Source organism: Gammaproteobacteria bacterium (assembly GCA_028817225.1).
GTDB lineage: Bacteria > Pseudomonadota > Gammaproteobacteria > Poriferisulfidales > Oxydemutatoraceae > Oxydemutator.
In genome coordinates, this window is the sequence record JAPPQC010000003.1 from 1 (window position 1) to 15477 (window position 15477).

At 68.2% G+C, this 15477-nt stretch carries 10 protein-coding genes; 3 read left to right on the top strand and 7 right to left on the bottom strand.

Translation table 11 applies throughout. The features are described from left to right. Together OXU50_00090 and OXU50_00095 are read left to right on the top strand one after the other, a co-directional pair. On the top strand, window positions 1-386 hold a 386-nt coding region (locus tag OXU50_00090; GenBank protein MDD9868289.1), incomplete at its 5' end, for a GDP-mannose 4,6-dehydratase. 86 nt (window positions 387-472) lie between these two features. Continuing rightward, a complete protein-coding gene (locus OXU50_00095) occupies window positions 473-1492 on the top strand; it encodes a GDP-L-fucose synthase (protein ID MDD9868290.1) in 1020 nt (339 codons plus the stop codon). A gap of 12 nt (window positions 1493-1504) precedes the next feature. On the opposite strand, the gene OXU50_00100 is transcribed toward OXU50_00095, so the two are convergent. From OXU50_00100 to OXU50_00130, 7 genes are all read right to left on the bottom strand, one after another. After that, window positions 1505-3382: a long-chain fatty acid--CoA ligase gene (locus OXU50_00100; protein MDD9868291.1), complete on the bottom strand. Its 1878-nt coding sequence runs from the start codon at window positions 3380-3382 to the stop codon at window positions 1505-1507. Beyond that, window positions 3379-5388 carry a 3-hydroxyacyl-CoA dehydrogenase NAD-binding domain-containing protein gene (locus OXU50_00105; GenBank protein MDD9868292.1) on the bottom strand — a complete coding sequence of 670 codons (2010 nt, stop codon included), beginning with the start codon at window positions 5386-5388 and terminating at the stop codon, window positions 3379-3381. The genes OXU50_00100 and OXU50_00105 overlap by 4 nt, the downstream gene beginning before the upstream one ends. Further along, the gene (locus OXU50_00110; protein MDD9868293.1) at window positions 5388-6683 is read right to left on the bottom strand and encodes an acetyl-CoA C-acetyltransferase; all 1296 of its coding nucleotides are present in this window, start codon (window positions 6681-6683) and stop codon (window positions 5388-5390) included. The genes OXU50_00105 and OXU50_00110 overlap by 1 nt, the downstream gene beginning before the upstream one ends. A 125-nt stretch (window positions 6684-6808) precedes the next feature. Next, window positions 6809-7501 (bottom strand): endonuclease, encoded by a 693-nt coding sequence (locus OXU50_00115; GenBank protein MDD9868294.1) that lies wholly within the window; start codon window positions 7499-7501, stop codon window positions 6809-6811. Continuing rightward, the gene (locus OXU50_00120) at window positions 7482-10046 is read right to left on the bottom strand and encodes an acyl-CoA dehydrogenase (GenBank protein ID MDD9868295.1); all 2565 of its coding nucleotides are present in this window, start codon (window positions 10044-10046) and stop codon (window positions 7482-7484) included. Before OXU50_00120 ends, OXU50_00115 begins: the two co-directional genes overlap by 20 nt. Window positions 10047-10142: 96 nt before the next feature. Beyond that, window positions 10143-10694, bottom strand: coding sequence for a redoxin domain-containing protein (locus OXU50_00125; protein ID MDD9868296.1), 552 nt, complete (start codon window positions 10692-10694; stop codon window positions 10143-10145). After that, a complete protein-coding gene (locus OXU50_00130; protein MDD9868297.1) occupies window positions 10691-11179 on the bottom strand; it encodes a L,D-transpeptidase family protein in 489 nt (162 codons plus the stop codon). Before OXU50_00130 ends, OXU50_00125 begins: the two co-directional genes overlap by 4 nt. A 262-nt stretch (window positions 11180-11441) precedes the next feature. Here OXU50_00130 and OXU50_00135 point away from each other — a divergent pair, with 262 nt between their 5' ends. Next, entirely contained in the window at window positions 11442-15263 is a 3822-nt protein-coding gene (locus OXU50_00135) for a hypothetical protein (protein ID MDD9868298.1), read from the top strand. Window positions 15264-15477 lie beyond the last annotated feature (214 nt).

Here is a 15477-nt window from a genome sequence, read left to right on the forward strand (position 1 = left end):
ACTGGGGCCACGCGCGCGATTATGTCGAGGCGCAATGGCTGATGCTGCAACAAGATGCACCCGAGGACCTGGTCATTGCCACCAACGAGCAGCATTCGGTGCGCGAGTTCCTGGAAGCCGCGGCGCGCGAGATGGACATGGCAATCACCTGGAAGGGGAAGGGGCTGGACGAGCAGGGCGTGGCGCCGGATGGCCGCGTCATCGTGCGCGTCAATGAGAGATATTTCCGCCCGGCGGAAGTGGACAGTTTGCGCGGCGACGCGGCAAGGGCGCGCGAGAAACTGAACTGGAAGCCGAAGGTGACTTTTGACGAACTGGTATCGGAAATGGTGGCGCACGACCTGGCGCTGGCCGAACGGGTGAAATCCGGCGGCGGACATGCCTGAACCGGCGAGGGCCGCCGCAAGGCGCAGCGCCGGGCCCAGTCATCGGCGCGGTTACTTGCGTGATGCAGTGAAATCCGGCGGCGGACATGCCTGAATCTGCCGGCGCCGCCCCGCCGAACGCCGCCGCGCAGCCCGCCCTCGGCAAAGACACCGCCATTTACATCGCCGGTCACCGCGGCATGGTCGGCTCGGCGGTTGTGCGGCGCCTGCAAAGCCTCGGCCACGCCAACCTGATTACCCGCGAGCGCGAGAACCTTGATTTGTGCGATGCGGCCAGCGTGCGCGGGTTTTTCAAGGCCACCGCGGTGGATTATGTTGTGCTGGCCGCGGCGCGCGTCGGCGGCATCCGCGCCAACAACACCTACCCGGCGGAATTCATCTACCAGAACCTGATGATTGAGGCCAATGTGATTCACGAGGCGTGGCGCGCCGGCGTCAAGCGCTTGCTGTTTCTCGGCAGTTCGTGCATCTACCCGCGCTTGGCAAAGCAGCCGATGCGTGAATCGGAATTGCTGTGCGGCCCGCTCGAGCCGACCAACGAGCCATATGCGGTGGCCAAGATTGCCGGCATCAAGTTGTGCGAATCATACAACCGGCAATACGGCGCCGCCTGCCGCAGCGTGATGCCGACCAATCTCTACGGCCCCGGCGACAATTTCCACCCCGAAGACAGCCATGTCATTCCGGCGCTGATACACCGCTTCTGCGACGCAAAGGAATCCGGCCTGCCGGTGGTGCGCGTGTGGGGCAGCGGCAACGCCAGGCGCGACTTCCTGCATGTGGACGACCTCGCCGACGCCTGCGTGCATATCATGAAGTTGTCCGACGACGCCTACAACGCCTGCACATCGCCGATGCAGTCGCACATCAACATCGGCTCCGGCGAGGAAGTCACCATCGCCGAATGCGCGGAGTTGATACGCGCCGCCACCGGCTACCCCGGCGACATCGTCTTCGACACCGGCCAACCCGACGGCGCGCCGCGCAAACTGCTCGACACCTCAATCCTCGACAGCCTCGGCTGGCGCGCCGCCACCCCCCTCGCCGACGGCATCAAGGCAACCTGCGACTGGTTCCTGCAACACCGCGCCGCCGCCCGCGTTTGACATGAACACCATCTACACGCTGTCCGTCGGCTGCAGCTGCCCGTAAATCTCCTCGATCAAGTCGCGGTGGTGCGCGAGGATGGCGTCGCGTTTTGGTTTTAGCGTCGGTGTCAGCAAACCGTTTTCCATGCTCCAGCCCTGTTCAACCAGCGCCGCCTTCCTGACTTCCGCGCAGGCCGGGAAATCGGCCAGCCTGCGGCGGATGCGCGTGAGCGCGAACTCGCGTGCGTCGTCGCTTGCAAGGCCGCCGGATGCGGCGCCCGCCTTCGCCGCCTCGTCTTGCCACGCCTTTGCGTTGACGACGGCGATGACCGCCAGGCAGGGCCGCCCCTCGCCGACGACCAGCGCCTGCTCGAACAGCGGGTCGAGCAATATCGCCGCCTCCATGTCCGCCGGCGCGACTTTCTCGCCGGTGGACAGCACGATGATGTCCTTGATGCGCCCGGTGATGTACAGGTGGCCGTCTTCAATGCGCGCGGTGTCGCCGGTGTGCAGCCAGCCGCCGGCGTCCACCGTCTTTGCCGTCGCTTGCGGGTCGCGCCAGTAGCCGAGCATCACGCACGGCCCGCGCACCAGCAGTTCGTCGCGCGCGCCAATTTTCACTTCAATGCCGTCGAGCGGCACGCCGACGCTGTCCGGGCGGTTGCGCCGGGCGCGGTTGACCGACACCACCGGCGACGCTTCGGTGGCGCCGTAGCCTTGCAGCAGTTGCGCGCCGAGGCTCAGGAAAACCCGCGACATGCCGGGCGACAACGGCGCGCCGCCGCTGATCATGCAGCGCAGCCGCCCGCCGAGGCTGTCGTGAAAACGCCGTGCGACGCCGCGCAGCAGCGGCCACAGCAAAACCAGCGGATGCCAGCCGCCGCCGCGTTGGCGCCACAGAAACCGCCGCCACCCGACCGCCAGCGCCAGTTGAAACAGCCACCGCCGCCAGCGCCCGCCGCGCTTGACGCGCTCCATCAGGCGCGCGTGGATGCGTTCGTAAATCCGCGGCACCGAGATAAGGCAGGTCGGCGACAAGGTCGTCATGTCCTCCGCCAGCGCCGCCACCGAACGCGCGTAGGCGACGGTGGCGCCGCACATCATCGGCACATAATAGCCGACGGTTCGCTCAAACATGTGCGACAGCGGCAGAAACGACAGCATCCGGTCGCGGCGCCCGATACGCACCGCGCGGCTCGCCGCCTCCGCGTTCGACAACAGGTTGCGGTGCGACAGCATGACGCCTTTCGGACGCCCGGTCGTGCCCGATGTATAGACTATCGTCGCCAGTGCATCGCCGCCGCCGCCGTCATCGCTTGCGACATCACCGTTGCTGCCGCTGACACCGCCGCCATCGCCGCCACTACCGCCGCCATCGCCACTACCACCACCACCGCCGGCCTCAAAGTCGCTTCGCGCGACACCGCGCAGCAAATCGCCCAACGTTTCCACGCCATCGTCGCCGACATCGGTAACGCTGACCGTCACCGGCGGCCTGCTCATGCCGTCGAGCGCGCGGCGCACCGTCTTCCATTGTTCACCGGAGTGAATCAGCAGCAGCCGCGCATCGGCCTGTTCAAGAATGTAACGAAGATTGCCGGGCTGGTCGTGCGCGTGCAGCGGAACCGTCACCAGGCCAAGCCCCGCCGCGGCGACATCAAACAGCACCCATTCAACGCCGTTCGGCATCATCAGCGCGACGCGCTCGCCGGCGGCGGGCGACAGTGTTTTCAGCCACGCCTGGCGCAGGCCCGCCATCCTGCGCATCTCGCCCCAGGTGTAATGGCGCCACTTGCCGGCGGCGGCGTCGAACTGAATACAGGCGTCGTCGTCCGGCGTCGCCTGCGCGCGCCGCAGAAACAACTCCGCAATCGTGCGCCCGGTGACCGTTTCCGGCGCGCCGTTCACTTCAGCGCGTCCCATCCGGACGCCGGCTGAAAGCGTTCGCCGTGGCGCGCCGCCAGCGCTTGCAGGCGCGCCAGGTGCGCGCCGGCGCCGTCGTCGCGCAGGTATTGCAAAGGCCCGCCGCGAAACGGCGCGAAACCGGCGCCGAATACCATGCCGGCGTCCAGCACATCGGCGTCCTCGACCAGTTGTTCGTGCAGGCACGCGACGGCCTCGTTCAGCAGCGACAGCATCAGCCGGTCGCGCAAATCGCGCCCCGGTTCGGGCCAACTCTTTGCGCGCACCGCGCGCCCGTTCTTCCAGCGGTAATAGCCGCGCCCGGTCTTGCGCCCGAGATGCCCGGCGGCGACCTGCTCGCCGCACGAACGCGGCAGTGGCCGCCGCAATGTCTCGGCGACCGAGCGGCAGATGTCCAGGCCGACGGTGTCGGCGAGTTCCAGCGGCCCCATCGGCATGCCGAAATCGGTGGCCGCGGCGTCAACGGTCTCCGCCGCCGCGCCTTCGCCGGCCATCCGCATCGCCTCGGCCAGATACGGCATCAGCACGCGGTTGACCAGAAACCCCGGCGACGAACGCACCGGCAGCGGCAGCCGGTCAATCGAGCGCGCGAACGCCGCCGCCGCGTCCAGCCATTGCCCGCCGGTCTCGCCGCCGTGCACAATCTCAATCAACTGCATCTTTGCCACCGGGTTGAAGAAGTGCAGGCCGACCAGCCGCGCCGGCTGTTCCAGGCCGCGCGCCAGTTCCTCAAGCGGCAGACTGGAGGTGTTGGTCGCAAGCAGCGCGGCGGGCCGGATGCGCGGTTCCAGCGCCGCGTACAGCGCGCGCTTGGCGTCGGCGTCTTCAATGATGGCCTCGATGACGACATCGGCGCGTTCAACGCCGTGGCCGCGCGGATCCGGCAGCAGGCGGTCCGCCGCCTCGTGCGCGCGGCGCTTCAGTCTCTTTGCAAACAGGCGCCGCGCGCGCGCCATCGCCGGCGCAATCAGCGCGGCGTCGCGGTCCTGCAATGTAACGCGGTGGCCGCTGAGCGCGCACCACGCGGCGATGTCGCCGCCCATGACGCCGGCGCCGACGACATGCACATGGCCCGGCGCGCTTTTGCGCGCGCGCGCCTTCAGGCGTTCGCGCAGCAGAAACACGCGAATCAGTTGCTGCGCCGCGTCGGAGTCAAACAGCGCGGCGACCGAATCGGCCTCGGCGCCGATTTGGCGCAGCGTGCCGCCGCGCGCTTCGCACCACGACGCCAGCAGGTGAAAGGGCGCGGGGTAATGCGCCTGGTTGACGCGCCTTGATAGTTGCCGTTCCACAAAGAAAGCGACGGCGCCGCGCAACGGCGCCATCTTCGGGATGCGCCGCAGGCGCGGCGCGCGGTGCGGTTTCGGCGCCTTTCGCAGCAGCGCCAATGCCGCCGCGTGCAGCGCGTCGCGCCGTGTTGCGTGGTCGGCGAGGCCGATGCGCTTTGCCTGCGCGCCGCCGACGGAGCGGCCCGTCAGCATCAGGTTCAGCGCCGGCAGGTCGCCAATCAGGCGCGGCAGGCGCACGCTGCCGCCGTAGCCCGGATGAATGCCGAGGCGCACTTCGGGCAAACTCAGGCGGCAGCCCGGCGCGTCTTCAACAACGCGGTAATCGCACGCAAGCGCAAGTTCCAGCCCGCCGCCCGCGCAAAACCCGTGTATCAGCGCCAGCGTCGGGCACGGCAGCGCTTCAAGACGGTTCAGCAGATTCTGCCCGTAATGCAGTTTCTGCAGCGCCTGCGCGCGCGTCTGCAAGTCGGTGAATTCGGTGACATCGGCGCCCGCCAGAAAGCCGTTGGCCTTGCCCGAACAAATGATGACGCCCGCCGGACAATCGCGCCCGAACGCATCCAGCAACCGCTCAAACTCGCCCAGCGCCGCGCTGTCCAGCACATTGGCCGAACGCGAGGCGTGGTCCAGCGTCAGCACGACAACGCCGTCGTCGCCGCGTTCAACCCGCCAGTGACGGAAGTCGTTGTGCGTCTCGTTCATCAAACCGTCTCAATCAGCGCGGCGCCGCCCTGGCCGCCGCCGATGCAAAGTGTCGCCACCGCGCGTTTGCCGCCGGTGCGCCGCAGCACATTCAGCGCGTGCAGCGTGATTCTCGCGCCCGACATGCCGACCGGATGGCCGCACGCGATGGCGCCGCCGTCCATGTTCAGGCGTTCCTGTTCTATTCTGCCGACGGCCTGTTCCAGCCCGGCCTCGTCGCGGCAGTAGTCGCGGCTTTCAAACGCCGCGAGACAGGCCAGCACCTGCCCGGCGAACGCCTCGTTGAGTTCCCAGTAATCAATGTCGCGCGCATGAAGGCCGAGGCGTTGCAGCAACCGCCCGGCGGCGTGCACCGGCCCCAGCCCCATTTCCGACGGGTCAAGCGCCGCCCATTCCACCGCGACGATGCGCCCGGCGGGTTCCAGTTGGTGTTCGCGCAGCGCGCGTTCCGACGCCAGCAGCAGCCACGCGGCGCCGTCGCTGACCTGCGCGCTGTTGCCGGCGGTGACGCTGCCGGACAATGGTTCAAACACCGGTTTCAACTTCGCCAGTTTCGCGGCGGAGGTGTCGCGGCGCAGCCCGTCGTCGTGCTCGACAACGCCGCCGTCGCCGTCGCAGTACAGCGGCTGAATCTCGTCGTCAAAGTGATGCTGTTCAATCGCGTGCGCCAGCCGCCGGTGGCTTTGCAGCGCAAACCGGTCCATCGCGTCGCGGTCAATGCCGAAACGCCGCGCAATCTTCTCGGCGGTCTGCCCCATGGACAGGCCGGCCACCGGGTCGGTCAGCCCGCGCCGCAGCGCGGCCACCGGTTTCAGGTGCGCGGGGCGCAGTTGCGCGATGTGCTTGATGCGCGCGCCGACGGTCCTGGCGCCGCGCAGGCCGGCCAGCCAGCGCACGGCGCCGTCGTTCAGCAGCAGCGGCGCGCGGCTCATCGCCTCGACGCCGCCGGCCAGCGCCAGTTGCGCCGCGCCGTCGCGGATGCGCGCGGCGGCGGTGTCAAGCGCCTGCATTCCCGACGCGCAGTTGCGCTGCACCGTGAATGCCGGCGTCGTCTGCGTAACGCCGATGCGCAGCGCGGCGACGCGCGCGATGTTGGCCTCGTCGGCGGCGGCCATCACGCAGCCGAGCACCACTTCATCCAGCGCATCGGCGGCGACGCCGGCGCGCAGCATCAGCGCGCCGCCCGCGGCCACCGCCAGGTCGGCGCCGCTGCAAGGCCCCGGCGTGCCGCGCGCTTTCAGTATCGGCGTGCGGCAGCCATCCACGATAAAGACATTGGCGTCGGGTTCGTTCATCGGGGGCATGTTATATCGCCCGTGCCGGATTCGTCCAGTTGCAACAGGGCGGGCCTGGCGATTGGGCGCGTTTGCCGCAAGCGGGTTGGCCTTCGGCCCGGGTTTGCCGGGGGTCGCCGCAGGGTTCAGCGGTTGGGCGCGTCCGCCAGCGACGGGTTGTCAATGTACGGGTTGCGCCGCCCCTGCAAACGCTGGATGACATCGTTGCGGCGTTTTTCGTCGGCGCCGGGCGGGTGGGCGCGGTTCCATTGTCGCAGCAGGCGGCGCTGGCGCGGGAAGATTGTCAGGCGGTAGCGGTCGGCCATGTAGAACATCGCGCGCGCGATTTTGCCGCGCGCCGCCGGGCGCGGTTCGGCGCGGCGCTTGCGCCGGTTCACCTCAAAGTCGCATTGGCCGTAGCGCCGCTTCTCGCCGCGCACGATGCCGAAGGCCATGCTGGAGCGTTCCTGGTTGATGTCGGCGCGCGCCGGGTACAGATTGTGCAGGTCGGCCTCAATGCGGTTGAAGCGCGCGCTGCGCTTGCGGCATTCGTTGCGTCTGCCGCATTTCAGCGCGCGCGTGACCCACGACATCGGAAAGACATGCTCAATGTTCAGTTTGCGCGCGCCGCGCCCGCGCGTGAAAGTCATGCCGCAGTACAGCGTTTCGCCGCCGCCGTCGTACAGTTGCGACCAGAACACGCCGCGTGCCTCCATATAGTCACGAAGGGCGCCGCCGCCATTCGCCGCGGCGACGGCGGCGGGGACGGCAAGCAGAAAGGCGGCGTGAACGGCGAACAGCAGCGCCGCAGCGGTGCGCTTACGCGGGCGGCGCGTCAACGGGGTTGGGCCGTGATTCAGGCGCCGTGTCAACGGAGCCAGGCCGGTATTCGGACACCGCATCAGCGGGATTGGGCCGCGATTCAGGCGGCGCGCCGGCAGAGGCAGGTCGGGATTCAGGCGCGTCGCCGGCAAACTCGTCCACCGCGATAACGCGGTCGCGTGCCTCGCGCGCCTTGCGGATGAGGTCGGCTTCGCCGTTGCTGATGATGTTTTTCTCAAGCGCGAGCGCCAGGTCGGGGACGACATCGTTCGGCAGGTCTCCGGCGCGCTGTGCGCCGCGCAGTTTCTTTTCGGGAATGGCGGCGGCGACGACCTTGTTCAGCGCGTCGGCGATGACAAACAGCGGGTCGTCTTGCTCCTCCGGCGTGAACAGGCCCTCAATCAGCGCGTCGCGCGCGGGCGACGGCTCGCACGGCAGGCGCGCGACGCGGTCGTTCAGTTCGTCGTTTTCGGGCACGACGCGCCGCCCCAGCGGATACACCAGCCACCGCAGTTTCAGCGCCGTCCATCTGCCGGGAAAGTTGTCGAGCAAATCGTTCAGCGCGCGGTGAAAGCAGCGCGTGCATTCCAGCACCGCCCAGTCCAGCAGCGGCCTCTCGTGCCAGGGCGAATGGCGGTTGTTGAAATGCTTCAGTGCCATTGAAGCAAGGTAGAGGTAACTCAGCATGTCGCCGAGGCGCGCCGACAGATGTTCACGGCGCTTCAGCGAACGGTTCACGCGCAGCAGCGCAAAGTCCGACGCCAGCGCAAACATCGCCGACATCCGCGTCAGCGCGCGGAAGTGGCGCGCCGGGCGCAGACCCGGCGGCACCCGAATCAGCCACCGCCCGAACACGCTCCACACCAGGCAGCGCCCGGCGTTGGTCGCGGCCTGCGACAAATGCCCCCAGAACGCGGCATCAAAGGCTTGCAGCGCGTCGTCGTCGTTGTCCTGCGCCGCCGCCTCGATCTCTTTCAGCAGCCACGGGTGGCAGCGTATCGCGCCCTGGCCGAACACCATCATGCTGCGCGTCAGAATGTTGGCGCCCTCGACGGTGATGCCAATCGGCGCCGCCTGGTACAGCCGTGCGACATGGTTGCGCGGGCCAAGGCAAATGCCGGAACCGCCGTGCACATCCATCGCGTCGTTGGCGACCTGGCGCATGCGTTCGGTCAGGTGGTATTTGGTAATCGCCGACGCGATGGCCGGGCTGTGCCCCTGTTGCAGCGCCTCGGTGACGACGCTGCGCGCGGCGTCGGCCAGCCAGGTGTTGCCGGCGATGCGCGCCAGCGCCTCGGCGACGCCCTCAAACTCGCCGATGGGCAGATGAAACTGGTTGCGGATGCGCGCGTAGGCGCCGGTGGCGAAGCAGGCGGTCTTGCAGGCCGCGGTCGCCAGCGCCGGCAGCGAGATGGCGCGCCCGTCGGCGAGGCATTCCATCAGCATGCGCCAGCCGTCGCCGGCGCCGTCGGCGCCGCCGATGATCCAGTCAAGCGGAATGAACACATCGCGCCCGCGCGTCGGCCCGTTCATGAAGGCGACATTCAGCGGCAGGTGGCGCCCGCCAATCTCGACGCCGGGTGTGTTCACCGGAATCAGCGCCAGCGTGATGCCGACATCGCCCTTGTCGCCGAGCAGGTGCTGCGGGTCGCGGAGCCGAAACGCCAGCCCCAGCAGCGTCGCCACCGGCGCCAGCGTGATGTAGCGCTTGTCCCAGTTCAGGCGCACGCCGAGCACTTCGCGCCCGTTGAAGTGCCCGCGGCAGACGACGCCGGTGTCGGGGATGTTGCTCGCGTCCGACCCGGCCTGCGGGCCGGTCAGCGCGAAGCACGGAATGTCGTCGCCGCGCGCCAGCCGCGGCAGGTAATGGCGCCGCTGTTCGGGCGTGCCGTATTCCAGTATCAGTTTGCCGGGGCCGAGCGAATTCGGCACCATCGCCGTCACCGCCGCCGCCACCGAACGCCCGGCGATTTTCATGACGATGCACGAATGGGCGAGGGCCGAGAAACCGAGGCCGCCGTGCTCCTTCGGAATAATGATGCCGAAGAATTTCTTCTCGCGCAGGTAATCCCACACCGGCGGCGGCAGGCGGCCTTCCGATGTAATCCGCCAGTCGTCAAGCATCGCGCACAGCGTGTTGACGGGGCCTTCAAGAAAGGCGCTCTCCTCCGGCGACAGTTGCGCCGGTTCCTGCTCCATCAACTTCGCCCAGTCGGGCGCGCCGGTGAACAACTCGCCCTCCCATGACACGCTGCCGGCTTCAATGGCGATGCGCTCGCTGTCCGACATCTTCGGCAGCGCCTTGCGGAACAGCCGCAGCAGCAGGCGGCCTGGCAGTTCGCGGCGCAGCCCGTCGTGGCCGATGACAACGGCGGTGGACGCGAACGCAATCCACAGCACCACCTGCAACCACACCGGCGCCGGCGACAGCACGCTGTACGCCAGCAGCACCGCGCCGACGGCGCCGATGGCGGCAATGCGCCGGAGCCGGAAGCAGAACACCGCCGTCGCCGCCAGCGACAGCGCCGCAAGCCACAGCAGTTGCACGAGCAAGTCAATCATTGTTTTGTTCCGCGAGTCGGAAGGCGGGTTGCCGCTGAACGGCGTTGCGTCGGCAGGCCCGTCATCGTCTTGTTTCCACGCCGCCGCCGGCGCCGGTTATTCCTGCAGGAGTTTTTCGATGGCGCGCTCGATCTTGACGGCGCGGCGGTCGCCCTCGTGGGTTTCGCCGACGAACACGCCGCGCACCTTGCCGCGCTTGCCGACCAGGTAGAAGGCCGGCCAGTAGCGGTTTCTGAGCGCACGCCAGTAGGAGAAGTCGTTGTCTATCATCACCGGGTGCTCCAGCCCGAACTCCGCCACCTTGCGGCGCACATTGTCAATGTCGCGTTCGTGTTCAAACTCGGGGCTGTGCACGCCGATGACGCGCAGGCCGCGGTCGTGGTAGCGTTTCTCGACGGACTTCAGCCACGGAAACGAGCGGTAGCAATTCCAGCAGCCGAAGGTCCAGAAGTCCAGCAGCACCACCTGGCCGCGCAGCGCCTTCCATTCCAGCGGCGGCGAGTTCAGCCACTCCGCGGCGTCGCGGTGCGTGAAGGCGGGCGCGAACTGGCCGACGCCGGCCTTGCGGTCGGCGGGCGTAATCGCCAGCACCGCGGTCGCGACCGCCGCCATCAGCAGGAAAAGAAAGGAGTGTTTGCGCGTTTTCATGGATCAATCTGCACCGGCGTGCCGCGCCCCGCCGCTTTCCAGACGACGCGCATATCCCGGTTTTTCAGCGCGATGCAGCCCTGCGTCCAGTCTTTCGGCAGCGTCAGCCGCGCCAGCGGGTCGTCCGGCTCGCCGTGTATCATGATTTTGCCGCCCGGGTTGACGCCGGCCACCGCCGCGTGCAGCCGGTCATCAAGGTTGGGGTAGGAGATTTCCAGCGCGCGGTAGAACCCGCTGACGGAGTTTCGGCTTCGCACACTGTAAAGACCCTCCGGCGTGCGCGAATCGCCCTCGCGCCGTTTGTGGCCGAGCGGCTGCCGCCCGAGATGAATCGGGAAGGTGCGGACAATCTCGCGGCCTTTCATCAGGTGCAGTTTGCGTTCGGACTTCTGCACCCAGATTTTGTCGGCCTCAATCGTCTTCGCCGCCGCGCCGGACGCCGCCAGCGCCGCCAGCGCCAGCGCCCATGTCATCGCTTTTGTCATGCCTCGGATAACGCCTCCTGAATCCGTCCTGATAAAGTGATTATATCCAACCGGGCCAATCACCGGGCAAACAGGGCCTGCGGGCGGGCCGACGGCGCCGGCGCACAGGCGCCGTTTGCGCCCCCCGCGCCCGCCGCCGCCGCGCCGCCATTTTCCCAATAGACTGAAATAACGCCGTTTTTTTCATCTTGTAAAATCCTGCACGCCTGCTATATTGAACCATCGCAAAAGCGGCGCCCGCCCGACGGGCGGCGACAAACAAATGAACGCTTGCATCTTGAAGAAGAGATTTCCGAAGACTGCATCGGCCCGGATGCATGTCGGCGCGCTGTGTTTGTTTCTGTTGCCGGCGGTCGGCGCGGCGCAGGCCGCGGCAGCGCAGGCCGCGACAACGCCGACCGAAGTCCGTTTCCAGGAGGTTCGCAGCGGCTACATCGGCGTTGAAAGCCTGGTGGACCAACTCTGCACCGGCATCGAGTGCGGCGAGCGGCGCATCATCTACCGGCTGACCAACCCGCAGATAACCACCGCCTCCGGCAGCCGCCGCTTCCGTTTTGATGTCGAGGTTAAACTGCCGCCGAGCGAGCCGCAGCCGGTTTCCTTCGGCGCGACCGGCATCAGCATCCGCTACAACACCGACGCCTTCGGCAGCGAGACCTTCGACGAATGCACGACGACCGACCTCGGCATGACGCCGAGGCCGCGCTATATCCGCGTTATCAACAACTCGCGCGTCAATGTGACGACCTGGAGTTGGGGCAATCACGCCGAATTCACGACCGCGACCGAAACCGTCTCCGCCGACATGCCATACGGCAAGATCGCGCCCGAATACCGCGGCCTGGTGCGGATAGAGTGCGATGTGGTGGACGCGACGCAGCCCGCCGGCGTCGGCATGGACCCGCTCAGTTGGAACCAGTTCCAGAAATACACCGACGACAAGCACTACCGCCAGTACGCGGCTTATGTCGAGAACAGCCTTGTCAATGTCGCCCTTGACGGCAGCCCGTATGTGCGCTCGGTGGATGTGGATTCCGCCCACCGCAAGGTCATCGCGACATTGAACGAGGCGGTGGGCCAGGTGTCGGTGTCCGGCTTCACGCTGAAAACCGCCGCCGGCGGCGCGGCGCCGGGCGTCGCCCTGACCGGCGCGACGAACGCGGCGCAGGCCGGCGCCATTGTCTTCACGCTGTCCGCCGCGCCCTCGACCGATGTCGTCATCACGCGCAGCGGCGCCGTCACCGGCCAGCGCAGCGGCCTGCCGATGGCCGCTGTTGAAGTGGCGACGGTGCCGGCATACAACGCCGGCGTGCCGCGTGTCGTAACGGCGTCGTTCACCGGCAACAACCGCGTTGTGCTGCAATTCAGCGAAACGCTGGACGACACCGTTTCAACGGACGACTTTGTGCTGGAAGTGCTGAACCAGGACACCATCCGCGGCGCCTCGGTGGCGTCGGTCGCGCACGACGGCAACACGGTGACGCTGACCGTCGCCGCCACCGGCACGCTGGTGCAGGGCGGCGTCGCGCGTTCGGCCAACGGCGCCGAGAAACTGCGGATACGCCTGGCCAGAAACTATGTCGCCGATGTGCGGGATTTGACCGGCACCGCCGCGGCCACGCACCAGTCGGCGACCGACGCGCTGCCGTTCAGCGCCGATGCGGCGGCGGCGCCCGTTGCCGACACCACCGCGCCGCGCTTTGTCGGCCTTGGATACGCCGACGGCCAGAGCCGCCTGTGGCTGGCGTTTGACGAACCGGTTCGCATTCGCACCGCCGCCGGCGCGCGCACGCTGCCGGACGGCGCCGCGCTGTACGGCTTTGAGGTGATACCGAATTACACCGGCGGCGCCGGCGACGGCGCGATTCGCGTGCTGCGCGCCCGCCACCGCGGCGGCGGCGTGGCGCTGGACCTCGCGCGCGGCATTGTCGCCGCCGATGCGTCGCTGTGGGTGCGCTACACGCCGCCGGCCACGGGCCGCGCCGGTATCTACGACGCCGCCGACCCGCCCAACCGGATTGCGACGGTGCGCACCTTCCTGCTGCCGCGCAGCATGGTGTCCGACTATGACAACGACGGCATTCCCGACGCGATGGAAGCGCGGCTCTACGGCGACCCGCTGTCGGCCAGCAACGCCGCGGCGCGCGATGTGCCGCGCATTGCGTTGTCGCGGGCGGGCGTCGCCGGCGCACCGGCGGCGGTCGCGTATTCCGGCATTCGCGCCGACGGCGCGGCGGCGCACCTTGGCGTCGCGACATCGGCCACCGACCTGGCCGCCTACTACCTGTCCGACACCTTCGGCTACGGCGGCGGTTATGCGCCGGGCGTTGAAGGCTACGGCTGCACCGGGCGGTTCCCGGTCAATTACGCGTCGCCGGTGTCCAGGGGCGGCTGCGCGGTGGTGGACTTCAACAACATCCGCGCGGGCGTTGAGCACCGCATCGGCTGGCTGGCGGCGGCGCCGCTGTCCGGCTACTGGGCGGTCGCGGCGGACACGGCAAGCCGCCTGCCGGAACAGATTATCCTGCGCGTGCCGGAATTCAACATGAAGCGCGCCCATCGGTTTCTGGCCCGTTCCGCCGCCGCCGATGCGACGGTGAGCGTGGGCGCGCGCCACGACGGCCCGGCGTCTTCGCAGCCGCTGACGGTGGCGTTCAGCGGCGTGGCCGCGGGCAAGCGCCCGTCGGCGACGGCGCCGGACGGCTTTGATGTGACGGTTGCGGGCGCGGCGTCGGGCGTTGTCAGTTACGCGCTGACCGGCGTGCGCGCGGGCGGCGCCGGCAAGTTGTGGCGCGCGGGCGATGCGCTGTCATCGCTGACGCCGGACAAGTATTCGCTCGGCAAGATAACGCAAACCCGCGTGACGCGCCTGGACGACGACAACCTGCCGCCGCTGTTTGGCCGCGCGACGCTGTATGCGGGCAGCACGGCGGGCGCCAATGAACGGCACGCGGTGGCGGTGCGCGGCACGGAGAGTTACACCGCGCTGGTGCCGGTGGCGCATGGCCGCGCCGACACGGTGGCGGCGGCGGAAGTGGTGGCGTGGAACGGGCGCAGTGCCAACCAGCCGCCTGCTGCGGGCCAGGCGATTGCCGTTGTCAGCGCGGCGTCGGCTTTGGCGGACGGCGGTTTGATACGCATTGTGTTCACGGCCTCCAACCCGCCGGCGACGGTGAGGAACAGCGTGTCGTTCAAGGTTTCGGCATCTTCCGCCGGCGCCGGCACGGCGACGACGGTGCTGACCTGGCCGGTTACCGACAGCGCCGATGCGCTGGCCTCGGCCAGCGGCGACAGCGACCGCGACGGCATTCCCGACGCGCGCGACCATTACCGCGCATTGGGCCGCCCGCCGGTTTCGGTGGCAAGCGGCGCGACCGGCTACCCCGACCGCAGTTCGGCGGGCGCCGATTCGTGGCACCACATTCAGCCGGTGCTGCCGGTGCACAGCGCGTTTGCGGGCGGCTTTGCGCTGCACGGCGGCCTGCTGTTCCACACCGGTTTCAGCGGCGATGCGCGGATACTGGCGCACCCGTTCTCCGCACCCTCGCGGCAGCCGCCGCTGGCGGGCAACCACCAGGCCGGTGTTGCGGTGCAGGCCAATTACTCCGACTTTTCGGCGTCGCTGGCGCGCGACGAGTTTGACGCGATGGTCAGACAGCGCCGCCAGGACATCGCCGTGGTTCACAACTTCCGCGTGCACGGCGTGGACCCGTCTGTTACGCAGGGCGCGCTGGCCGGCGGGCGCGCGGGCGTTGTCATTCCGCTGCCGCAATCGCTTTACCACCACCGCATCGTGTTTCCGATGCACTTCACCGGCGGCGGCTGGACATGGCTGAACGCCGCCGCCGATGAAAGCGTGGCCGTCGGCTTCGCGCCGCTGCAAAACGGCGCCTGCCCCGACGACAGCGGCACGGCGGACAGCCGCTACCGCGACACCTTGGGCCGCCTCCAGTCCCTTAAACAGAGCGGCGACGCCTGCATGGTGGTGTACCTGTCCGACGGCGGCGCCGTGGACAGGGACGGCGAGGTCAACGGCGCTGTGGAGGCGCTGATTGGCCTTTCCGTGATTTCTTTCTGGTTCTGATTTTCTGCGGCCCGGCGGCGCCGCCGCCGCCATTTCACCGACACTGTTTCTCTCGGCCATTCCTGCGAAAGCGGGAAGCCGGGTTTCAGGGGGTTACGGGTTTGTCTGGATTGTGGTTGTGTTTGTGAGCACCGCTCCTTCAAGGAAGACGCGCAGGCGCAGGTAGGTGGAGGAGTCTCCGTCGTCGTCTCTTGTGATCAGGAGGGCACGGTTG

Excerpts from the sequence above, each read along its gene's own strand:
- OXU50_00095 (MDD9868290.1), top strand. The coding sequence starts at position 473 with ATGCCTGAATCTGCCGGCGCCGCCCCGCCGAACGCCGCCGCGCAGCCC.
- OXU50_00105 (MDD9868292.1), bottom strand. The coding sequence starts at position 5,388 with ATGAACGAGACGCACAACGACTTCCGTCACTGGCGGGTTGAACGCGGC.
- OXU50_00110 (MDD9868293.1), bottom strand. The coding sequence starts at position 6,683 with ATGAACGAACCCGACGCCAATGTCTTTATCGTGGATGGCTGCCGCACG.
- OXU50_00120 (MDD9868295.1), bottom strand. The coding sequence starts at position 10,046 with ATGATTGACTTGCTCGTGCAACTGCTGTGGCTTGCGGCGCTGTCGCTG.
- OXU50_00125 (MDD9868296.1), bottom strand. The coding sequence starts at position 10,694 with ATGAAAACGCGCAAACACTCCTTTCTTTTCCTGCTGATGGCGGCGGTC.
- OXU50_00130 (MDD9868297.1), bottom strand. The coding sequence starts at position 11,179 with ATGACAAAAGCGATGACATGGGCGCTGGCGCTGGCGGCGCTGGCGGCG.
- OXU50_00135 (MDD9868298.1), top strand. The coding sequence starts at position 11,442 with ATGAACGCTTGCATCTTGAAGAAGAGATTTCCGAAGACTGCATCGGCC.